This is a genomic window from Burkholderia sp. YHN3-13 (assembly GCF_055810675.1).
The window spans coordinates 268,373-289,501 of the sequence record NZ_JBVVNQ010000003.1 but is presented as its reverse complement, the minus strand read 5'-3'; the positions used below and the strand labels follow the sequence as shown (position 1 = coordinate 289,501).

The window sequence follows — 21,129 nt, the reverse complement described above, 5'->3', positions numbered from 1 at the left end:
TGCGGGATGCAACGTCGCGTTGCATGCCGTGCGCATTCTAGCGCCGGGCGGCGCGCCCGCCGGCGCGCGGGCCGGGCTTTCAGGACGATTTCAGAACGATTCAGGCGATGCGCCGCGAGCGCGGCTTCACCCGTCAGCGCGACCGTGCGCGCCGCCAGGCGCCGGGCGGATGGCCGACGATTCTGACGAAGACGCGGCTGAGATGGCTTTGGTCCGAGAAACCGCACGCCATCGCGATGTCGGCGAGCGTCATGTCGGACGTTTCGATCAGGTCCCGCGCGCGCATCACGCGCTGTTCGAGCAGCCACTGGTGCGGCGTGCGGCCGGTGGTGCGCGAGAACGCGCGGATGAAATACCCGCGCGACAGCTCGCACTCGGCCGCCACTTCCTCGATCGACACGCCGAGATCGGCCTTTTCCATCAGGAGTTCCTGCGCGCGCGCGACTTTCGCCGGCGACAGGTTCCCCGTGCGCTGCAGGTCGCGTGCGCGCAGATTGCCGTAGCGGCGCACGACGTGGGTGCCGATCGCGAGCCCGACCTGCTCGACGAACAGCGTGTTCAACGGCCCCGTCGCGTCGAGGCCCTCGGCCACCGCGAGCGCGAGGTGGCCGAGCACCGGGTCGCACGCGTCCGGGCGGCAGCGCAGGCCGCCGGTCGCGCTGCCGTCGTGCTCGGGGCCGAGGCCGGCGAGATACGTGTGCGGCAGCTCGACCAGCAGGAAGTCGAACCGGCCGTGCAGGTCCGCCCGGAAATTCCGCGAGAAATCGCGGATGTAGATCGAATGGGGCTGGAACCGGCGCTCGGAGGCGCCCGTGCGGCTGTAAATGGTGCGCGAGTGCCCGCCGTTCAGCGAGACGCCGACCAGGAAGCCGCGGTCGCACGCGGGCATGTCGATGTGCTCGACGAACGCGTCGCGCATGCACTTGCGATGCAGCCGCAGGCCGCCGACGGTCTGCTCGATATCCTTCGACAGCAGGCTCGACACGCATCCGAGCGTGTCTTTCGGGATGGGCGCCGGCGACGGGGCGGGCGGCGCGAGGGCGGGCTCTGGCATGAAGCTTTCCTGGAGGGACTCGGCACGCGAAATGTCGGGTCCAGTTTAGAGGGGCGCGCGATCGTTCAAAAATGATTTTGCACAAACGTCCGCTGCCGCCCGGGGGCGAAGCGACCGCACGCGGTCGTTGCACGCCCCGTTGCAACGCCCGTACACGCGGCCCGGCGGAGTATAGCGCGTCGCCGGCGGCCGGCCGCACGGGGTCCGGCGGCAGTCGCCGGACAGCGCATTATCTTTCAAGATTTTCGTGACACGTGTGTCTACACTCGATCCCGAATTCGACATTTTTCGTCCGGCGCGCCCAGCGGGCCGGACGCGGACTTCCTGCCCGGTGAGCTGCCGCGTTCACCGGGCTGTCATCCCGAGGTACCCGGAGGCGGCCATGATCCAGATCGGAACGTTGTCGGTGGATTTCGAGCAGCGCGACATACGCAGCCAGGGCGCGTCGCTGCGCATCGGCGCGCGTGCGCTCGACATTCTGGAGGTCCTGCATCGCGCGGGCGGTTCGGTCGTGTCGAAAGACGACATCATGGACGCGGTCTGGCCGGGCCTGATCGTGGAGGAGAACCGCCTTCAGGTGCATGTGGCGACGCTGCGCAAGGCGCTCGGCGCGAGTCGCGACCTGATCAAGACGGTCCCCGGCCGCGGTTATCTGCTGGTGGCGGGCGCGGCGCACGCGCCGGCGGCCGAGCCGCCGCCCGCCGCGGCGGCACCCGACGCAGGGGCGGCCGCGGCGTCCCTGCCGGCCCGCCTGATCGGGCGCGAGGCCGACATCGCGCAGATCGTCGACATGCTCGACGGGACGGCGGTCGTCACGCTCGTCGGCGCCGGCGGCATCGGCAAGACGAGTCTCGCCGCGCGGGTCGCGCACGACGTCCGCAGCCGGTCGCGCGAGCGTGTCCTGTTCGTCGAGCTGGCGCGCACGTCGACGCGCGGCGACGTGCTCGCCGCGCTCGCCGCCGGGCTCGGGATCGCGCCCGGCGTCGACACGTACCGGGCGCCCGCCGTCGAGCGCATCGGCGAAGCGCTCGCCGATGCGCGCTGCCTGCTCGTGCTCGACAACGCCGAACATATCGTCGACGTGGTCGCGGATCTCGCCGACACGCTGACCGCGGGCGCGGGTTCGCTGCGCGTGCTGGCGACCAGCCGCGAGCCGCTGCATATTTCGGCCGAAGCCGTGGTGCGCGTGAGCCCGCTCGCGGTGCCGGACAGCGGCGCGGCGGACGACGCGATCGTCCGCAGCCCGGCGGTCGAACTGTTTCTGGAACGGGTGCGCGCGGCCGCGCCCGATTGCCGGATCGACGCCGCCGGCATGCGGCTGATCGCCGACATCTGCCGGCGCCTCGACGGGCTGCCGCTCGCGATCGAGCTGGCGGCCGCGCGGGTGGCGACGCTCGGCCTCGCGGTCGTCGCGTCGCGCCTCGACGACCGCCTGAACCTGCTGACGGGCGGGCTGCGGTCGGCGCTGCCGCGTCACCAGACGCTGCGCGCGACGTTCGACTGGAGCTACGTGCTGCTGGAGCCGGCGGCACGCGCACTGTTTCGGCGCATGGGGTGCTTCGTCGGCCCGTTCACGTTCGATGCGGCGCGCGCCGTCGCGGCCGAGCCCGGTTCGTCGGCCGCCGACATGATCGCCGTGCTCGGCGAACTGGTCGCGAAATCGCTCGTGACGGTCGAATTCCACGGCGCTTCCGCGCGCTACCGGCTGACCGAATCGACACGCGCGTATGCGCTCGAAAAACTCCGCAACGAGGGCGAGTTCGACCTCGTCGCCGAACGCCACGCGCACTACGAACGCGCGCGGACGCAAGCGCAAGCCCACGTGCCGGCTGCGTCGCCGGCGGCGGTCGCGGTGAGTCCGCCGGCCGCCGGCGAGCCGGCGGGCACCGCGCCGGACGTGGCCGGGCCGGACGCGCTGGCGCGCGCGCTGCTCGAGCCGGCGCGGATGCGCGAAAGTACCGTGCAGGCGCGACGGATGCTCGGCGACATCGACGCCGGGACGGCCGATGCGGGCGGCGAGATGCGGCTGCGCTCGGCGTATGCGTCCGCGCTGCTGCACACGGACGGCGACGCGCTCGCCGCCGCCGCGATGTGGGACCGGACGCTCGACCTCGCGGCGCGCGCCGGCGACGACGCGTACGACGCGCGCGCGCTGATGGGGCTGTGGCACACGATGCTGGCGCTGTCCGACATTCACGAATCGCTGCGCTACGCGACGCGCTTCGAGCGGGCCGCCGAGCGGCGCGGCGACCGCGCGCAGTGCCTGCTGGCGAACGCGATGGTCGCGACGTCGCTGCATTACTTCGGCGAGCACGCGCAGGCGCGCGAGCGGCTCGAGGCCGCGACGGCCGAACTGGCCGGCGCGGGCGAGCCGCCGTGCGCGCAGGCGGCGCTGGGTGTCGACATGGCGACGTTCGGCGGCACGATGCTCACGCGGCTCGCGTGGCTGCAGGGCGACCCCGAGCACGCGATGCGGCTGGCCGCGCAAGCGGTGGAGGGCGCGCGCCGCGGCCCGTCGGCCCTGGCGCTGTGCTTCGTGCTCGGCACGGCTGCCGTGCCGATCGCCATGCGCTACGGCGACCACGACGCGACGACCGACTATCTCGCGACGCTGCGATCGGTATCCGACACGCACGGGTTCGACATCTGGCGTACCCATGCGGAATGCCTGACGGGACAGTTCGATATTCAGACCGGCCATCCGGGCGCGGGGCTCGCGCGGCTCGAACCCGCGTTGCGGCGCCTCGAGGCAAGCGGCTTCCGGCGCCTGCTCGCGCCATTGACCGCCGCGCATGCGGAAGGACTCGCGCGCACCGGCCGCGCGGCCGAGGCGCGCACCCGGCTCGACGCGACGCTCGCGCGCTGCCGCGCGCACGGCGAACATCTGTTCGTGCCCGAACTGCTGCGCGTCAGGGGCGTGGCGACGCTCGAACAGGCGCGCACCGCCACCGCGAGTCTCGCGGCGGCATACGAAGCGGACGGCCATCGTCATCTGCAGCTGGCCATCCAGACCGCGAACGCGCAGGGCGCCGCGATGTGGGCGCTGCGCAGCACGCTCGATCTCGCCGATCACCTGATCGAGCGCGGACGTACCGGGCAGGCATCGACGCTGGTCGCGGGCCTCACGCGGCACTTCGATCCGCATTCGCGCGCGAACGACGTGCGCCGCTTGCTGCGCGTGCAGAATTTCGTCCGCCCGGACGCGATGCCCGCGGCAAGCCGGGCGCGCGGGCGGCGCGATGCCGTCGACGCGGCGCAGCCGGTGGCATGACGATGCGCGAGAATGGCAGGGCGGACAGGCCGCGCACTCACGCGGCACGCAACGGCGCATTCGACGGGGGCGCGGCGCCCGCGTGCCGGCATACGGACGCGCGACGTCGGGCTCGCCGCGTGCCGCCGGACGGCATGCCGGCACGCGGGCGCCGCGCGCCCGCCGAGCCGCTCGGGAGGGCGCAGGGTGCTTAGGGCCGTGGACTCCGCACGTGCGGCGGACCTCGTCGTCTTCAACGGCAAGATCGCGACCCAGGACGACACGCGTTCGTTCGTCAGCGCGATCGCGGTCGCGGGCGGGCGCATCGTCGCGACCGGCAGCGATCGCGACGTGTTGCGTCACGCGGGTGCCGGCACGACCCGCATCGACCTGAACGGGCGCACCGCGATCCCCGGCCTGAACGACGCGCATCTGGGCGCGATCGGCGGCGGCCTGAGCTTCAACATGGAATTGCGCTGGGACGGCGTGACGTCGCTCGCCGATGCGCTCGACCTGCTGCGCCGCCAGGTGCAGCGCACGCCCGCGCCGCAGTGGGCGCGCGTCGCGGCGGGCTGGACCGCCTTCCAGTTCGCGGAAAAGCGCGGCCCGACGGTGGCCGAACTGAACGCGATCGCGCCCGATACGCCGGTGTTCATCCAGCATCTGGACGACAGCGCGTGGCTGAATGCGGCCGCGGTGCGCGCGCTCGGCTACGGGCGCGACACGCCCGATCCGCCCGGCGGCGAGCTTCGGCGCGACCGCCACGGGCGGCCGACCGGCCTGCTGCTGGCACGCCCGGACCCCGCCGTGCTGCAGGCGGCGCTCGCGCAAGGCCCGACGCTCGGCGGCGGCGACCGGCTGAATTCCACGCGGCAGCTCTTGCATGCGCTGAATCGCGTCGGCGTGACGAGCGTGATCGATGCCGGCGGCGACGGGCTGGCCTATCCGGACGACTACGCGGCGATCGTCGAGCTCGCGCGGCGCGGCGAACTGACGGCGCGCATCGCCTACAGCGTCGGCGCGCAACGCGCGGGACGGGAGCTCGACGACTTCGCGCAGTGGATCGCGCAGATGACGCCCGGCGGCGGCGACGCGTTCCTGCGCACGAACGGCGCGGGTGCGCGGCTCGTATTCTCGGCCGTGGATCTGGGCAATTTCCTCGACCTGCGCCGCGATCTGCCGGCGTCGCTCGAAGCCGAACTCGCCCCGGTCGTCCGGCTGCTCGTGCGTCACCGCTGGCCGTTCCGCCTGCATGCGATCCACGACGAGTCGATCGGCCGCTTCCTGGACGTGTTCGAGGCCGTCGACCGCGAGACGCCGTTCGACGGGCTGCGCTGGTGCTTCGACCGCTGCGAGCGGATCGCGGACGCGAACATCGCGCGGATCGCGGCGCTGGGCGGCGGCGTGACGATTCAGCCGCGGATGGCGTTCCAGGGCGAGGCCTTCGTGGCCCGCTACGGCGCCGGCGCCGCCACGCGCGCGCCGCCAATCCGCGCGATGCTGGACGCCGGCCTGCCGGTCGGCGCGGGGACCGGCGCGACGTGCGCGGCGAGCTACAACCCGTTCGTGGCGCTGTACTGGATGGTATCGGGGCGTACCGTCGGCGGCACCGCGCTCTATCCGGCGCGCAACCGGCTCGGCCGGATGGAGGCGCTGCGCCGCTTTACGGTGGGCAGTGCATGGTTCTCGAACGAAGACGCGTGCAAGGGCGCGCTGATGCCCGGCCAGTACGCGGATTTCGCGGTGCTCACCGACGATTACTTCACGATCGATGCGCCGCGCATCCCGTCGCTTGCGTCGGTGCTGACGGTCGTCGACGGCCGGATCGTGCATGCGGATGCGGAATTCCTGTCGCTCGCGCCGCCGCCGCTGCCGGTCAGCCCGGGATGGTCGCCGGTGGCCGGAGCCGCGGCGGGCAGCCGCGACCGTACGGGGGCGGCGGGCTGCGACGAAGCGTGCGCCGACGTCGGCGCGGATGCGTGCCGCGCACGCGGCGCCGCGCGGCGCTTCGCGCGGTCGCGTTATCCGGCGGCGTCCGGCGCGGTCGATCGCTGCGCGGCGTTTGGGCGCCGCTGCGTCGTTTTCTAGCCTGCGCGTGCCGGTGCGCAGGAAACGCCGACGCGCAGGCGCCGCGCGAAACGATCGTTTTTCGGCCCCCGGCGCGGGGCCTGGAGGAGACAGGATGAAGGTTGCGCGTACGCGCGCTCAGGCAGCGGGCGACGAAGTGGCGGGCGTCGGCATTCCGCGCACGCCGGTTGCGATCGAGGCGGCCGATGCGGCACGCGCCGCGTTGCCGGCCGCGCTCGCCGATCATGCCGGACGCGTGTTCGTCCTCGCGTCGCTCGCCGCGCGTCGCGCGGGCGAACCGTGCGACGCCGATGCGCTGTTCGTGGCCGCGATGTACGCCAACATGGGGTTGAGTTACGCGTACTGCCGTTCGACCGCGCGATACGAAGTCGACGGCGCGGATGCGGCGCGCGCGCTGCTGCTTCGGCATCGCCGGCCGCGGCGCATGCGCGACGACGTGTGGTATGCGATCGCGCTGCATACCACGCCGGGCGTGGCCGCCCGCGTATCGCCGCTCTCGCGCGCGCTGGCGGCGGCCGTCTCGACGGACCTGATGGCAACCGATTTCGACGCGTACACGCTGCAGGAGCGCGACGCGCTGCTCGCCGCTTACCCGCGCGACGGCGGTTTCGCGGAAGCCTTCCTCGAAGCGGTCGCGCGCGGCGTCGAACATCGGGCGCCGTCGACGTTCGGCACATGGAGCGCGGACGTGCTCGAACGCTTCGATCCGGAATTTTACCGGCCGAATTTCTGCGGGCGCGTGCTCGGCGCGCGCTGGAACGACGGTTGACGGCGGGCGGCCGGCGCCGCGCCGGCCGCCTGCGCGGGCCGCGGTGCGGGCGCGGCGGCCGATACGCCGCTCATGCGTGCGCGCCTGCCGCGTCGTACCGTGCGTAATCGACATATCCGGCGCGATCGCCGCCGTACCAGCCGGCCGCTTTCGGCTCGGCGAGCGGTGCGCGCGCGGCAATGCGTTCGACGAGATCCGGATTCGCGATGTAGGCACGCGCGAACGCGACGAGATCGGCGTCGCCCGCGTCGATCAGCGCCTGCGCGGCATCGGGCGCAATGCCGCCGTTGACGATCAACGTGCCGCCGAACGACCGGCGCGCATGCTCGACGATCCGCGGCAGGTCGGGCTCGCCGCTCCAGCCGTTGGTGTCGGCCGCGTGCAGATAGGCCACGCCGGCTTCGTCGAGCATGCGGCCGACGTAGGCCAGCGTCGCATCCGGGTCGGCATCGCGCACGTTGTTGTACTTCGCGTACGGCGAGATGCGCACGCCGACACGCGCGAGCGGCATCACGCCGCCGACCGCCGCGACGATTTCCTCCAGAAAGCGCGCGCGGTTCGCGACCGACCCGCCGTAACGATCGTCGCGGCGGTTCAGCGTCGACGACAGGAACTGGTGCGGCAGATAACCGTTCGCCGCATGGATCTCGACGCCGTCGAAGCCGGCCGCCATCGCACGCGCCGCCGCGCGGCGAAATTCGTCCACGGCTTCGACGACCTCGGCGGTCGTCATCGCGCGCGACGGCGTCGCGTGAATCTTCGTGTAATAGCCGTTCTGCAACTGCGCCCAGACCTGCAACTGTTCGAGATCGTCGTTGACGCCGGACGGCGACAACGGCGCGGCACCGCCGAGCAGCGTCAGCGAGCTGACCCGGCCGCCGTGCCACAGCTGCGCGAAGATGCGTCCGCCGTTCGCATGGACCGCGTCGGTGATCTTTTTCCAGCCGGCGGCCTGCGCGTCGTCGACGAGCCCCGGCGTCAGCTCGAATGCCGCGGACGCGGCGCTGACGTTGGTCGCCTCGGTCACGATCAGGCCGGCGGACGCGCGCTGCGCGTAGTACTCGGCCATCAGTTCGGTCGGCAGGCCGCGCGACGGCGCGCGCGAGCGCGTCATCGGGCCCATCACGACGCGGTTGGGCAGCGCGAGGCCGCGCAGGTCGTACGGAGCGAGCAGGGAAGACATGAGGACTCCTTCATGGGTGAGGATGGGCGCGGTCAGGACCGCGCGGCAACGATGCCGTGTGACAGGCCGACGGCGCGGTACCGCGCCGTCGGCGGCGGTTCACGCGTGCGCGTGACGTCGCGCGTGCGGGCGGCCGATCGCGACGTAATGGGCGAGCGCGACGAGCGGGAACGCCGCCGCGACGGCCGCGACGAGCGGCCAGCCGCCGTGCTCGTACAGCGGGCTCGCGAGCGCGGAGCCGGCCGCGCCGCCGACGAAGATGCTCGTCATGTAGAGCGCGTTCAACCGGTTGCGGCTCGCCGCGTGCAGTGCGTAGATCTCGCGCTGGCCGAGCACCATGTTCATCTGCACCGCGAAGTCGAGCACGATGCCGGTGACGACGAGGCCGTACACGCCGGCGCCGTGAACCGGCGCGCTCGCATACGCCAGCGTGCCGGCGACCAGCGCGATCAGCGTGGCGCGCACGGTGTGGCCGGCGTCCGCGAGACGGCCCGCGACGGGCGCCGACGTCGCGCCGATCGCGCCGACGAGCGCGAACAGGCCGATCGCGGATTGCGACAGCCCGTAGTGACGCGTCAGCTCGACCGGCACGGCGGTCCAGAACAGGCTGAACGACGCGAACATCAGGCCCTGGTAGAACGCGCGATGGCGCAGCACCGGCATCGTGCGCACGAGATGCAGCAGCGAGCCGATCAGCGCGAAATAGGTGGCGCGATGGTCGGGCTGACGCGACGGCATCGTCAGCGCGAGCACGGCCGTGACGAGCGTCATCACCACGGCGGCGCCCGCGAACACGACACGCCAGCCGAACGCGTCGGCCACGAAGCTCGACAGCGGCCGGGCGAGCAGGATGCCGAGCAGCAGCCCGCTCATGATCGTGCCGACGACGCGGCCGCGCGAGTGGTCCGGTGCCAGATGCGCGGCGAGCGGCACGAGGATTTGCACCGCCACCGAGCTGAAGCCGATCAGCAGCGAGACCGCGAGGAACAGCCCCGGCGTGCGGACGACCGCGGCGGCCGCGAGGCTCGCGATCGACACGACGGCCGTGACGATCATCAGCTTGCGGTTTTCGAGCAGATCGCCGAGCGGCACGATGAAGAACAGCCCGAACGCATAGCCGATCTGCGTCAGCGACACGATCAGGCTCGCCGTGCCGCTCGACATGTGCAGGCCGGGGGCGATGAGTTCGGTGATCGGTTGCGCGTAGTACAGGTTCGCGACGATCGCGCCGCAACTGAACGCGAACAGCAGGATGAGCGCCTGCGTGAGCTTGACCGCGGGTGCGGGCGAGGCGAGCGTGGGGGTATCCGTTGACATGGTCGGCTCCGGGAAGGAAACAGGGCGGCGACGTAACCGGCCGCGATACCGTGAATGCTATTGACCGGGCGGCCGGCGCGGAATGGGTCCGGCACGCAATCGAGCATTGCGTGCCGCGCAAAGGTGCCGGAACGCGTGCGTTCAGCCGCGCTGGCCCTGCAGCGTCGGAATCTGCGCGAACAGGCCGGCCAGCCAGTCGACGAACACCTTGAGCTTGACCGGGACGTGCCGGTTGGGCGGATACAGCACCGAGATCGGGCGCGGCGGCGCGTTGAAGTCGGTCAGCACTTCGCGCAGCCGGCCCGACTGCAGGTACGGCTCGACCAGGTACAGCGACGTCTTGATCAGCCCGATGCCCGCAACGCCGCACGCGATGTAGTTGTCCGCATCGTTGACCGCGACCGTGCCGCACATCTGCATGACGCGCGGCTCGCCGTCGACGACGTAGTCCCACGGGCGCGGCCGCCCGGTGTCGGCCGAGATGTGGCTGACCGCGACGTGCTGCGCGAGATCGTCGACGGTGGCGGGCTCGCCGAACTGCGCGAGATAGGCGGGCGACGCGCACGTGCAGGTGGTCAGGCTGCCGATCCGCCGGGCGATCATCCCCGAATCGTCGAGCGCGCCGATGCGCACCACGCAGTCGACGCCTTCGCCGACGAGATCGATCTGGCGATCGGTCACGCCGAGTTCGATCATGATGCCCGGATGGGCGGCGAGAAACGCCGGCAGCGCGGGCACCATGATCTGCTTGGCCATGGCCGGCGGCAGGTTCACCTTCAGCCGGCCGCGCGGCACGTTGCGGGCCTGCGATACCGAGGCCTCCATGTCGTCGATCTCGCGGAGCACCGCGACCGAGCGTTCGTAGTACGCCTGGCCGTCCTCGGTCAGCGAGATCCGGCGCGTGGTGCGGTTCAGCAGCCGGCAGCCGAGATGCTGCTCGAGCCCGCTCAGCAGCGCGGACACGCGCGGCGTCGTGAGGCCGGTGGTGTCGGATGCGCGCGTGAAGCTGCCGGTTTCGACGATGCGCGTGAAGACGCGCATCGAAAGCAAGGTGTCCATCGTCGGGGTTCTCCAGCCTGTCGGCTTGCGGCGCCGGGGCGTGCCGGCGCTGTGTCGTTGATCGGGCCGTCAGGCGTCGATGCGCTTGCGCAGCGCGTCGCCGGCAAACGGCATTTCCCGCAGGCGCTGGCCGGTCGCGTCGAAGATCGCGTTGGCCAGTGCGCCGGCGGTCGGCCCCATCGACGCCTCGGCCGCGCCGAGAAACGGCGCGCCGGGACGATTGACCAGGTGAACCTTCACGCTTTGCGGCGCGGCCGAAAAGCGCAGGATCGGGTAGCTGCTCCAGTCGAAGCTGCGGATGCGCTCGGTGTCGTACTTCAGCGCCTCGTACAGCGTCCAGCTCGCGGCCTGCACGATGCCGCCCTCGATCTGGTTGCGGATGCCGTCCGGCGATACGATCTGGCCTGCGTCGACGGCTGCTTCCGCGTGTTCGAGCGTCACCTGGCCCGTTTCCGGGACGACCGACACCTCGACCGCGATCGCGACGTATGCCATCAGGTTCTTGTACTTGCCGAACGCGAAGCCGACGCCGCGATTGCGCGCACGCGGCGGCCTGGGCCAGCCGAAGTGCTTCGCGGCGAGCTGGATCACTTGTCGCGCGCGATGGTCTTCCATGTGACGAAGCCGGAATTCGACCGGATCGACGCCGGCCGCGTGCGCGAGTTCGTCCATGAAGCTTTCGATCGCCCAGACATTGGTGTGCGCGCCGAGCGAACGCATCGCGGACGTCTGCAGCGGCATCGTCGGCGAGAAATTGTTGACGATGTGCTGGTTCGGCAGCGCATACAGCGGGATCGCGTTGCGGTCGCCGCCGCCCTCCGGTTGCAGCATCGGCGTCGACGGCGCCGGCACGAACGGCGGCTCGAGCATGCGCGCGGGCAGCAGCCGGCCCGCGTTGACGATCCGTTCGTTGTGCGAGCTGCTCCACAACGCATAGTTCCAGTCGACGATGCGGCCGCCCGCATCGAGCGATGCACTGACCTCCGTCACCATCGCCGGCGTGAAGTGGTCCCACGTGTGTTCCTGTTCGCGCATCCATTGCACGCGAATCGGCTTGCCCGGCATCGCGGCCGCGATCAGCGCGGCGTGCGCCGCCGCGTCGTCCGCGCCGTTGTGCCCGTAGCAGCCGGACCCTTCGGTGTGAATGCAGCGCACGCTCGCCTTCGGCATCGACAGCATCTCGGCGAGTGCGTCGCGCAGCGGATAGACGCCCTGCGAGTGGGTCCACACCGTCATCATCCCGTTATCGAGATGCGCGACCGAACACGACGGTCCGATCGACCCGTGCATCAGGTAATTCTTGAGGAACGTCGCGTTCAGCGTCTTCACGGCCGGCGCGGTTGGCGCATGCGTGTTCGCGATTTCGATACGCTGCGTCGAAATCCGTTTGAGATCCTGATGGACGGTGGCGCGCTCGGGCAGCTGGCGGCCCGGCGACCAGCGGCAGGCGGCCGCGAGCGCGCGCTGCGCGACCACCGCCTGCCACTCGCCCTGTGCGACCACCGCAAGCATGCTGCCGTTGCGCACGATGCGCACGACGCCGGGCAGCTTCAGGATCGCGGCTTCGTCGAACGACAGCAGCTTCGCGTCGTACACCGGCGGCATCACGACGCGCGCATGCAGCATGCCGGGCAACTGCATGTCCTGCACGTAGCTGATGCCGCCCGTGACCTTGTTCGGGATGTCGACGCGCGGCAGCGACGTGCCGATCACGGCGAATGTCGCCGGGTTCTTCAGCGGCGACGTGGGGGCCGCGTTGCGGTGCAGGTCGACCGTGCGGATCGCGTCGCCGTAGGTCATCGTGCGGCCGTCGGGCGCCTTGATCACCGCGTCGGCGGTCGTCAGCACGCGCGGATCGACGCCGAAGCGTTTCGCGGCGCCTTCCACCAGCAGCGCGCGCACCTGCGCGGTCGCGTTCAGCAGCGCGGAACCGCTGTCGGCCATGGTATGGCTGCCGGCGGTCAGTCCTTCGTCCGGCGACGCGCCGGTGTCGGCCGTCAGGAACGTGATCAGCGACGGCTTCATGTCGAGTTCCTCGGCGGCCACCTGCAGCAACGCGGTGCGCACGCCGGTGCCGAGCTCGACCTTGCCGGTAAACACGGTGACCTTGCCGTCGGGCGCGATCTTGACCCACGCGTCGAGCAGCGGATTGGTCTTCAGGCTGCCGGCGAGCGCCTGGGTGGCTTTCGCCACGTGGACGGCCGCGCCTTCGTCGGCGATCACCAACTGCGCGGCCGCGCGCGACGCGGGTGCGAGACTGAACGCGACGAACAGCGCGCCGGAGACGATGAAGTGCCGGCGGCCTTCGTCGATGTCGTCGTGGGAATTCATCACAGCCCCTTGCTGATCGTGACGGGAGCGGACGCGGGTTCGGGGGCCGGCAGCCCCGCGACCGAGCGCACCGCCGCGAGAATCCGCATGTGCGTGCCGCAGCGGCACAGGTTCGGTTCCATGTGCGTGCGCAGTTCCTGTTCGGTCGGCTTCGGATTGCGTTCGAGCAGTGCCTGCGCGCGCATGATCATCCCGGCGATGCAGTAGCCGCACTGCGCGGCCTGGTGCTCGATGAACGCGCGTTGCAGCGGGCCCGGATGCTCGGCGGTGCCGAGGCTTTCGATGGTGCGCACGCCGCGCGCGCCGACCGCGGCCACCGGCATCAGGCACGAGAAGGTCGGCTTGCCGTCGACGATCACGGTGCAGGCGCCGCATTGTCCGAGGCCGCAGCCGAATTTCGCGCCGTGCAGGTGCAGGTCGTTGCGCAACGCGTACAGCAGCGGCGTGGACGGATCGATGTCCAGCGTGTGCCGCACGCCGTTGACGGTGAGGGTAATCATCGTGCGGTGTCCTCTTTTCTGAGCTTCGCGGCCATCGCGTCGACGCCCGGCCAGGCGGGACGGTCGGTATAGGTCTCGCGCACGTACGCGGCGAGATCGGCGATCTGCGCGTCGTCGTACTGGTCGATGAACGACGGCATGTAGTTCAGCGTGTCCTCGCCGTGCCAGCCGATCCCGTTGAACATCATCTGGATCGCGTTGCGCGGCGTATCGGCGTTGACGGCCGTGCTGAATGCGAGCGTCGGCCGTTCGCCGATCGACTGCATCGGCGCGGCCGGCCCGTGACACTGCGCGCACGACGCCTGGAACAGTACCGCGCCGCGCCGCGCGGCCGGCGTCGTCGCGGCGCGTTCGACCGGGTTCGCGGCCGCACGCGCATTCGCCGGCTTCTGGATCGACAGGATGTACGCGGCGATCGCCTCCACGTCCTCCACCGGCACCGTCGCGAGGTCGCGCGTGACCGGCAGCATCGGCCCGGCCGCCGCGCCATGCTCGCTCGCGCGGCCGGTACGCAGGTAGGTGACGAGCTGCGCCTGCGTCCACGGCCGTGCGGCCTGGCCGAGCGCATTGAGCGGCGGCGCTTCCCAGCCGTCGACGATACCGCCGTCGAACGCGCGGCCGCGCTGCTCGCCGCCGATCGCGTTCAGCGGCGAATGGCACGACGCGCAGTGGCCGAGCCCGTCGACGAGCATCCTGCCGCGATTCCATTGCGCGGACTGCGCGGGGTCCGGTCGATACGCGCCCTCGCGCAGGAACAGCACGTTCCAGAACGCGACCAGCGGCCGGAAGTTCAGCGGAAATATCAGGTCGTTCGCGGGCGCCGTCGCACGTACCGGCTCACGCGTCATCAGGTACGCGTACGCGGCGGCGATGTCGTCGTCCGACATCCGCGTGAAATGAATGTACGGAAACGCCGGGTACAGCGGCTGGCCGTTGCGTCCGATGCCGGTGCGCAACGCACGGGCGAATGCGTCGCGCGACCAGCGGCCGATCCCCGTTTCGGCATCCGGCGTGATGTTGGTCGCGTAGATCGTGCCGAACGGCGTCGCGAGCGGCAACCCGCCCGCGAACGGCTTGCCGTCCTTCGCGGTGTGGCACACGATGCAGTCGCCGAGCGCGACGACGCGCGCGCCGGCGCGCACCAGCTGTGGATCGAACGAAGCGGGGGCGGGCGGATCGATCGGCGCGATCGACGGCCGCACCATGATGCCGATCGCGACCGCGATGCCCGCGATCGCCACGCCGGCCGCGCCGAACCAGAGTCGTTTGTGCTTCATGCGCGCTCCACGCGACGCGGTGCGCCGCAAGCGATGCGGTGCGCGGCAACGCCGGACGATGCGGGTCGGCCGTGCGCGGCCGCCCGATGCGGCCGCGACCGGGTTGCGGCGCGGCGGTGATTGGCGACGGGGATCATGGTGTCACTCCAGCAGTCGATAACGGGCGCAAGCGCCGTCCTGCGCGGCAGCTCATGAACGCAGTCTACGCAGAGGCCGCGACCATTGCCTTAAGCGGCGCTGAAACGTTCTGAACGGTGTCCGGCCCTGGCTCGGCCGGGATGCGCCGCGTCATGACGGAACCTCGCCGGCGACGACTTCGTCCGCGTAGCACCAGATCCAGCGCTCGCCGGGCTCGATCGAGCGGACGAGCCGGTGGCCGGTTTCACGGAAATGCCGGCTCGCGTGGCGATTCGGCGACGAGTCGCAGCAGCCGACGTGCCCGCAGATCAGGCACATCCGCAAATGCACCCAGCGGCTGCCCGATCGGACGCATGCCTCACAGTCGTCCTTGTCGGTGTCGAACACGCGTGCTTCGTCGAGATGCGTACAGGCGTTGGCCATCTTGCGCTCCGATGCCGGCGCGGGAGCGACGCTTGCGGCGCGGCCGGCACGAGGCCGCAAGCGGGAGGGGATGCGGCATTGTGCGGCGTCGCGTCGCGGCCGGACCTTAATTGTCATGAAGCGGCCCGCGCGGCCCGCGCCGGCGGCGTACAGTCGCGAATGCGTCCGGCCGCGGCACCGGCCGGGCCGCATCCGACATCGACATCATCGGGAGGCGCTCATGGATCAACCGCAACACGTGCGGATCGTCGGCCTGCCGCGCAGCAGGGACGCGTATGCGATCCGCGATTTCCTGCAGCGGCGCATGATTGCGTACGACTGGTGCCAGCTGACATCCGACGCCGACTGCGCGCAGGTGCTCGGCATCGCGCCGCTGCGCGACATCCGGCTGCCGGTCGTGATCTTTCCGGACGGGTCGCGCCTGTACCAGCCGACCCTGGCCGAAATCGCCGCACGACTCGGCTGGGTCGCGCGCCCGCGCTTCGTCGAATACGACGTGTCGATCTACGGCGCGGGGCCGGCCGGGCTGTCGGCGGCGGTCTACGCGGCGTCCGAAGGGCTGCGCGCGGTCGTGATCGAGCGCGGCGCGATCGGCGGGCAGGCCGGCACGAGTTCGCTGATCGAGAACTACATGGGCTTCCCCGACGGCATCCCGGGCGCGGAGCTCGCGGAACGCGCGCGCGAGCAGGCGGTGAAGTTCGGCGTCGAGCTGCTGACGATGCGCGAGGGCGTGCATGCGACGTTCGTGGACGGCAAGATTCGCGTCGAGCTCGCCGACGGGTCGATCCTGGTTGCGCGCGCGAACATCTGCGCGACCGGCATCGAATATCGCAGCCTCGGGCTGCCGGAGGAGCCGGCGTTTCTCAATGCGGGGCTGTTCTACGGCGCCGGGTCGAGCGAAGCGCCGATGTGCGCGGGCGAGCAGGTGTTCATCGTCGGCGGCGGCAATTCGGCCGGCCAGGCCGCGATGAATTTCGCGCGGCATGCGCGCCAGGTGACGATGCTCGTGCGCGGCGCGTCGCTCGCCGACACGCTGTCGCGCTACCTGATCGACCGGATCGAGCGCACGCCGAACATCGAGGTCCGCTACCGGTCGAGCGTCGCCGCGCTGCACGGCGACGGCTGGCTCGACGCGATCGAGCTTCGCTCGGCGGACGGCACGCTCGAACGGCTGCCGGCCACGCGCCTGTTCGTGTGCATCGGCGGCGCGCCGAATACCGACTGGGCGAAGGACACCGACATCATCCGCAATCCGGGCGGTTATCTCGTCACCGGCGGCGACCTGTACGACTGTCCGGCGTTCGAGCGCGTGTGGCCGCTCGAGCGGCGGCCGTACCACCTGGAAACCAGCGTGCCGGGATCGTTCGCGGCCGGCGACGTGCGATCGGGATCGGTCAAGCGCGTCGCGTCGGCGGTCGGCGAAGGCGCGATGGCCGTGACCTTCGTGCACCGGTTTCTCGGCGAGGATGCGCATCGGCTCGCGGGCGCGTGACGCGCGCGCGGGCCGTTCGATGCATTCATCGCGCGTCGGCCCGCGTCGCGTCGTGCCACCCGTCCCGGCCGGCGCGCGCCGGCGGCGTCCACCCGCCGCCCAGCGCGCGGACGAGGGTCACCGTCGCGACGGCCAGCGCCTGCCGGCTGTGAATCAGCTGGCGTCGCGCATTCAGCGCATCGCGATCGGCGTCGATGACTTCCAGATAGCTGACGTAACCGTGCGCGTAACGGCTCAGCGACAGCCGCGCCGCGGCGTCCGTCGCGTGCGCCGCGTGGTCGTAGCGCGCGATCCGTTCCTTCTGCGCGGCGATGTCGTTGAGCGCATCCTGCACGTCGCGCAACGCGCCGATCGCGGCCGCGCGATAGTTGGCGTCGGCGACGTCCGTGCCGGCTCGCGCGGCAGCCACCGCGGCGTCGCGCTTGCCGCCGTCGAACACCGTCAGCGCGACGTTCGCGCCGAGACTCCACAGCGAGCTGTTGCGGTCGAGAAACGACCGCAGGTCGCGGGTGGCGAAACCGCCGTCGGCGGTCAGCGTGAGCGTCGGCAGCCACGCGGTGCGCGCGATGCCCAGCTCGAGCGACGCCGCGTCGGCACGCCGTGCCGCCGCGAATACGTCCGGGCGTTGGGCAAGCAGCGCGGACGGCAGCCCGGCCGGCACATCGGGCACCTGCACGGGCACGGCGGCCGTGTCGATGTCGAACGCGGTCGGCGACACGCCGGTCAGCACCGCGATGGCGTCGACGAGGTTCTCGCGCAGCCGGCGGCTCTCCGCGAGATCGGCATGCGCGGTATCGAGATCGGCCGACGCGCGCAGCCCGTCGAGATCGCTCGCCGCGCCGGCCCGCACGCGGGCGGCGATCACGTCGAGCGCGATGCGCCGCAGCCCGATCGCGCGGGTGAGCGTCACGAGATCGTCGTCGACGTAACGCAGCGTCAGGTAGTCGGCCGCGACTTCGGTCGCCACCCGCAGACGCACCGCATCGCGGTCGGCCGCCGCCTGCAGCACGTTCTGTTCGCCGATATCGGCATCGCCGCGCAAGCGGCCCCATAGATCGACTTCGTAGCGCGCGGCGAGCGGAACCGACCAGTTGTGCATCGTGCGCTTCGGCAGCGCGTTGTCGACCGTGCCGGATACGCGCGTGCGGCTGAACGACGGGTCGACGCGCACGGTCGGCGCCAGCGCGGCCTCGCGCACGCCGAGCAGCGCCTGCGCCTGGTCGACGCGCGCGGCCGCCGCGCGGATATCGAGATTGTGCGCGAGCGCGGCGTCGACGAGGCGGCCGAGCCGCGGGTCGCCGAACCAGGCGGGCCACGTATCGAGCGATGGCGCACGCGCATCGGTCGACGGGTCGACATGGCGGAACCCGTCGTGTCCGACCGGCACGGGGGCGAGCGGTTGCGGCGCAATCGAGCATGCGGCCAGCAGGCTCGCGGCGAGCAGGGCGAAGGCGCGCTTCATCGCGATTCGCGGGCGGGTTGCAGCGTGACGACGACCGACAGCCCGGGCCGGATGCGCGGCTCCGTCGCGGCCGGGCCGTCGAGCAGGATCTTCACCGGTACGCGCTGCGTGACCTTCGTGAAATTGCCGGTCGCGTTGTCGGGCGGCAGCAGCGCGAACTGCGCGCCGGTCGCGGGCGACAGGCTGTCGATGCGGCCGCTGAACGCGCGCGCCGGCAGCGCATCGAAGCGCAGTTGCACGGCGTCGCCGACGCGCACGTGCCGCAGCTGCGTCTCGCGGAAATTGGCGACGATCCACGGATGCGGCTCGACCAGCGTGAGCAGCGCCTGGCCGGGCGCGACATGCTCGCCGGTCTCGACGGTCTTCTTGCCGACGTAGCCATCCGACGGCGCGACGACCGCCGTGTAGCCGAGCTGCAGCAGCGCGTCGCGCAACTCGGCGTCGTTCTGGCTCGACGCCGCGTCGGCGGCCTGGGCGGCGGCGATGGCGCTGCGCCGTTGCGCGTCGGCCGCCGCGACGCGCGCGCGGGCGGACTTGCGTGCGGCATCGGCCGCATCGAACTCCTGCCTCGACAGGCCGCGCGGCGTCTCGCGGGTCAGCTCGCGTGCACGTGCGTAGTCGAGCTCGGCCTTGTCGGCATCGGCGTGCGCCGATACGAGCGCGGCGTCCGCCTGCTCGATCAGCGCGTGTGCGCGGCTCGCATCGGCATGCGCCTGAGCGACGCGTGCGCGCTGCGCGGCGACGCGCACGTCGAAGTCGCGCCGGTCGATCTGCACGAGCGCGTCGCCCGCGTGCACGAACTGGTTGTCGTCGACGAGCACACGTTCGACCGTGCCGGCGACGCGCGGCGAGATCACGTGCAGGTGGCCGGTCACGTACGCGTCGTCGGTGCCGCGATCGCGTGCGTCGAACTCGTACACGAGCAAGGCGACGAGCAGCAGCGCGATCGCGGCGATCGCGACGATGGCCGGCTTTCGGGAACGCGCGGGCCCGGCGGGCGACGGCGCGGGGCTGGGTGGGGGTGGGGTCATGATCGGCCAACTCCATCGTACGGGCAGGATTCGACGCACCGCGTTATGCTTGCGCCAGCTTGACAGGCGGGAGCCGCTCGACGATGAACACGACGTTCGCCACCGGCCGTGCCGTGCCCGCGCCGGCCGCGGGGCCGGCCTCCGACATTCCGACGTTTCGGTCGATCGCCGCGATCGCGGCCGTGCTGCTGGGCGCGATCATCGCGACGCTGACGTCGCGCATCACGTCGCTCGGGTTGGCCGACGTGCGCGGCGCGCTGGGCGTGGGCGTCGACGAAGGCGCGTGGATCAACACCGCGTTTACCGCGTCGCAGATGTTCGTCGGGCCGCTCGCGATCGCGGCGGCCTTCATGTTCGGCACGCGTCGCGTGCTGGTCGCGGGCGCCGTCGTGTTTCTCGGCGCGGAAAGCGTGCTGCCGCTCTGCACGCGGTTCGGCGCGTTCATCGTGTGCCAGGCGGTCGCGGGGCTCGCGTCCGGCGTGTTCGTGCCGCTGACGGTCGGCTTCGTCGTGCGCACGCTGCCGCCGCGGCTGATTCCGTTCGGCATCGCCGCGTATGCGATGAATCTGGAGATGTCGCTGAACCTGTCGGCCACGCTCGAAGGCTGGTACAGCGAACACCTGAGCTGGCGCTGGCTGTTCTGGCAGAACGCGGCGCTGACCGTGCCGTTCATCGCGTGCCTGATGCTGTCGCTCGGCGACGAGCCGATCAAGCGCTTCGCGTCCGGCGTCGACGCGCGCGGGATGCTGCTCGGCGCGGGCGGCTTCGCGTGCCTGTGCATCGCGCTCGACCAGGGCGAGCGGCTGTTCTGGCTGCAGTCGCCGCTGATCGTCGCGCTGCTGGCTGCCGGCATCCTGATGATCGCCGCGTTCCTGATCCATGAACTCGCTTCGCCGCGGGCAGGGCTCGACCTCGGCTACCTCACACGGCCCAACATCGCGCTGCTGATTGTGCTCGTCGGCCTCGTGCGCTTCACCGTGCTCAACACGAGCTTCATCCCGTCGCTGTTCCTCGCCAGCACGTACGGCCTGCGGCCGTTGCAGATCGGCGATACGCTGCGCTGGATCGCGATCCCGCAACTGCTGTTCGCGCCGTGCGTCGCGCTGTTGCTGCAACGGGTCGATCCGCGCCGGCTGATCGTCGCCGGCTTCGCGATGGTGGCGATCGCGTTCGCGCTCGGGTCGCGGCTCACACCGGTCTGGGCCGAGCCCGACTTCATTCCGTCGCAACTGTTGCAGGCGCTCGGTCAGACGATGGCGCTCACGTCGGTCATCTTCTTCTTCGGCAAGCACGTGACGGCCGAGCATGCGCTGACGTTCGGCGCGGTCGTGCAGGCGACGCGCCTGCTGAGCGGGCAGCTCGGTACGACGGCGATCGCGGTGGTTCAGCGGATCAGGGAGGCTACCCATTCGAATCTCGTCGGTCTGCATGTGTCGCTGTCGGATCCGGAAACGCTCGAACGGCTGCGGGCCGGCGCGGCGTCGCTGGTCGCGCATGGCGCCACGTTCGCGACGGGCAACCAGGCGGCCTATGCGCTCGTCGATCGCGCGGTGCGCGTGCAGGCCACGACGCTCGCGCTGGCCGACAACTTCCGCGTGGCGATGGCGTTCGCGCTCGCCGGCGCGCTGCTCGGCATCCTGCTGCGCCCGGTGCGGACGCCGTGAGCGCCGCACCGGGCGATCTGAAATTTCCTGAAAAGTCCTGAACGGCGCATGGGCGGCGTCCGCCGCGGCGGCATGCGCGCCGCCGCGACGG

Annotated in this window: 15 protein-coding genes; 5 read left to right on the top strand and 10 right to left on the bottom strand. The window is 71.3% G+C overall.

Annotated elements, in window-relative coordinates; translation table 11 throughout:
• Window positions 1-133: 133 nt before the first annotated feature.
• On the bottom strand, window positions 134-1,054 hold the full coding sequence (locus AC0KUR_RS09565) for an AraC family transcriptional regulator (protein ID WP_069245802.1): 921 nt from the start codon (window positions 1,052-1,054) through the stop codon (window positions 134-136).
• Between the two features lie 382 nt (window positions 1,055-1,436).
• Here AC0KUR_RS09565 and AC0KUR_RS09560 point away from each other — a divergent pair, with 382 nt between their 5' ends.
• The 3 genes from AC0KUR_RS09560 to AC0KUR_RS09550 all read left to right on the top strand — a co-directional run bounded on the left by AC0KUR_RS09560 (window position 1,437) and on the right by AC0KUR_RS09550 (window position 7,161).
• Window positions 1,437-4,325 carry an ATP-binding protein gene (locus AC0KUR_RS09560; RefSeq protein ID WP_473375773.1) on the top strand — a complete coding sequence of 963 codons (2,889 nt, stop codon included), beginning with the start codon at window positions 1,437-1,439 and terminating at the stop codon, window positions 4,323-4,325.
• A gap of 186 nt (window positions 4,326-4,511) precedes the next feature.
• Window positions 4,512-6,392, top strand: coding sequence for an amidohydrolase (locus AC0KUR_RS09555; protein ID WP_473375772.1), 1,881 nt, complete (start codon window positions 4,512-4,514; stop codon window positions 6,390-6,392).
• A gap of 94 nt (window positions 6,393-6,486) precedes the next feature.
• Entirely contained in the window at window positions 6,487-7,161 is a 675-nt protein-coding gene (locus AC0KUR_RS09550; protein ID WP_034192057.1) for a hypothetical protein, read from the top strand.
• Between the two features lie 70 nt (window positions 7,162-7,231).
• Here the strand turns inward: AC0KUR_RS09550 and AC0KUR_RS09545 are convergent, their stop codons facing one another.
• The 7 genes from AC0KUR_RS09545 to AC0KUR_RS09515 form a co-directional block, all read right to left on the bottom strand.
• A complete protein-coding gene (locus AC0KUR_RS09545) occupies window positions 7,232-8,344 on the bottom strand; it encodes an alkene reductase (RefSeq protein WP_473375771.1) in 1,113 nt (370 codons plus the stop codon).
• Between the two features lie 99 nt (window positions 8,345-8,443).
• The gene (locus tag AC0KUR_RS09540) at window positions 8,444-9,661 is read right to left on the bottom strand and encodes an MFS transporter (RefSeq protein WP_473375770.1); all 1,218 of its coding nucleotides are present in this window, start codon (window positions 9,659-9,661) and stop codon (window positions 8,444-8,446) included.
• 141 nt (window positions 9,662-9,802) lie between these two features.
• Window positions 9,803-10,720, bottom strand: a complete 918-nt coding sequence (locus AC0KUR_RS09535; protein ID WP_034192060.1) for a LysR family transcriptional regulator — start codon at window positions 10,718-10,720, stop codon at window positions 9,803-9,805.
• A 69-nt stretch (window positions 10,721-10,789) separates the two neighbouring features.
• On the bottom strand, window positions 10,790-13,051 hold the full coding sequence (locus AC0KUR_RS09530) for a xanthine dehydrogenase family protein molybdopterin-binding subunit (RefSeq protein ID WP_473375769.1): 2,262 nt from the start codon (window positions 13,049-13,051) through the stop codon (window positions 10,790-10,792).
• Window positions 13,051-13,551 (bottom strand): (2Fe-2S)-binding protein, encoded by a 501-nt coding sequence (locus AC0KUR_RS09525; RefSeq protein ID WP_034192062.1) that lies wholly within the window; start codon window positions 13,549-13,551, stop codon window positions 13,051-13,053. Before AC0KUR_RS09525 ends, AC0KUR_RS09530 begins: the two co-directional genes overlap by 1 nt.
• Window positions 13,548-14,828, bottom strand: a complete 1,281-nt coding sequence (locus AC0KUR_RS09520) for a c-type cytochrome (RefSeq protein WP_473375768.1) — start codon at window positions 14,826-14,828, stop codon at window positions 13,548-13,550. Before AC0KUR_RS09520 ends, AC0KUR_RS09525 begins: the two co-directional genes overlap by 4 nt.
• 288 nt (window positions 14,829-15,116) lie before the next feature.
• A complete protein-coding gene (locus tag AC0KUR_RS09515; RefSeq protein WP_034192064.1) occupies window positions 15,117-15,389 on the bottom strand; it encodes a UBP-type zinc finger domain-containing protein in 273 nt (90 codons plus the stop codon).
• Window positions 15,390-15,609: 220 nt separating this feature from the next.
• On the opposite strand from AC0KUR_RS09515, the gene AC0KUR_RS09510 reads away from it, so the two are divergent.
• On the top strand, window positions 15,610-16,881 hold the full coding sequence (locus tag AC0KUR_RS09510; protein ID WP_473375767.1) for an NAD(P)/FAD-dependent oxidoreductase: 1,272 nt from the start codon (window positions 15,610-15,612) through the stop codon (window positions 16,879-16,881).
• Window positions 16,882-16,906: 25 nt separating this feature from the next.
• Here AC0KUR_RS09510 and AC0KUR_RS09505 read toward each other — a convergent pair whose 3' ends face one another.
• Together AC0KUR_RS09505 and AC0KUR_RS09500 are read right to left on the bottom strand one after the other, a co-directional pair.
• Entirely contained in the window at window positions 16,907-18,343 is a 1,437-nt protein-coding gene (locus tag AC0KUR_RS09505; RefSeq protein WP_473375766.1) for an efflux transporter outer membrane subunit, read from the bottom strand.
• A complete protein-coding gene (locus AC0KUR_RS09500) occupies window positions 18,340-19,374 on the bottom strand; it encodes an HlyD family secretion protein (protein ID WP_473375765.1) in 1,035 nt (344 codons plus the stop codon). The genes AC0KUR_RS09505 and AC0KUR_RS09500 overlap by 4 nt, the downstream gene beginning before the upstream one ends.
• 83 nt (window positions 19,375-19,457) lie before the next feature.
• On the opposite strand from AC0KUR_RS09500, the gene AC0KUR_RS09495 reads away from it, so the two are divergent.
• Complete coding sequence (locus AC0KUR_RS09495; RefSeq protein ID WP_059561341.1) at window positions 19,458-21,038, top strand: MFS transporter; 1,581 nt, start codon at window positions 19,458-19,460, stop codon at window positions 21,036-21,038.
• Window positions 21,039-21,129: the final 91 nt, after the last annotated feature.

What these genes read in the sequence shown, in the direction of transcription:
- AC0KUR_RS09515 (WP_034192064.1), bottom strand. Translation starts at nt 15,389, where the DNA reads ATGGCCAACGCCTGTACGCATCTCGACGAAGCACGCGTGTTCGACACC.
- AC0KUR_RS09560 (WP_473375773.1), top strand. Translation starts at nt 1,437, where the DNA reads ATGATCCAGATCGGAACGTTGTCGGTGGATTTCGAGCAGCGCGACATA.
- AC0KUR_RS09505 (WP_473375766.1), bottom strand. Translation starts at nt 18,343, where the DNA reads ATGAAGCGCGCCTTCGCCCTGCTCGCCGCGAGCCTGCTGGCCGCATGC.
- AC0KUR_RS09545 (WP_473375771.1), bottom strand. Translation starts at nt 8,344, where the DNA reads ATGTCTTCCCTGCTCGCTCCGTACGACCTGCGCGGCCTCGCGCTGCCC.
- AC0KUR_RS09510 (WP_473375767.1), top strand. Translation starts at nt 15,610, where the DNA reads ATGGATCAACCGCAACACGTGCGGATCGTCGGCCTGCCGCGCAGCAGG.
- AC0KUR_RS09520 (WP_473375768.1), bottom strand. Translation starts at nt 14,828, where the DNA reads ATGAAGCACAAACGACTCTGGTTCGGCGCGGCCGGCGTGGCGATCGCG.
- AC0KUR_RS09530 (WP_473375769.1), bottom strand. Translation starts at nt 13,051, where the DNA reads ATGAATTCCCACGACGACATCGACGAAGGCCGCCGGCACTTCATCGTC.
- AC0KUR_RS09565 (WP_069245802.1), bottom strand. Translation starts at nt 1,054, where the DNA reads ATGCCAGAGCCCGCCCTCGCGCCGCCCGCCCCGTCGCCGGCGCCCATC.
- AC0KUR_RS09535 (WP_034192060.1), bottom strand. Translation starts at nt 10,720, where the DNA reads ATGGACACCTTGCTTTCGATGCGCGTCTTCACGCGCATCGTCGAAACC.
- AC0KUR_RS09495 (WP_059561341.1), top strand. Translation starts at nt 19,458, where the DNA reads ATGAACACGACGTTCGCCACCGGCCGTGCCGTGCCCGCGCCGGCCGCG.
- AC0KUR_RS09540 (WP_473375770.1), bottom strand. Translation starts at nt 9,661, where the DNA reads ATGTCAACGGATACCCCCACGCTCGCCTCGCCCGCACCCGCGGTCAAG.
- AC0KUR_RS09550 (WP_034192057.1), top strand. Translation starts at nt 6,487, where the DNA reads ATGAAGGTTGCGCGTACGCGCGCTCAGGCAGCGGGCGACGAAGTGGCG.
- AC0KUR_RS09525 (WP_034192062.1), bottom strand. Translation starts at nt 13,551, where the DNA reads ATGATTACCCTCACCGTCAACGGCGTGCGGCACACGCTGGACATCGAT.
- AC0KUR_RS09500 (WP_473375765.1), bottom strand. Translation starts at nt 19,374, where the DNA reads ATGACCCCACCCCCACCCAGCCCCGCGCCGTCGCCCGCCGGGCCCGCG.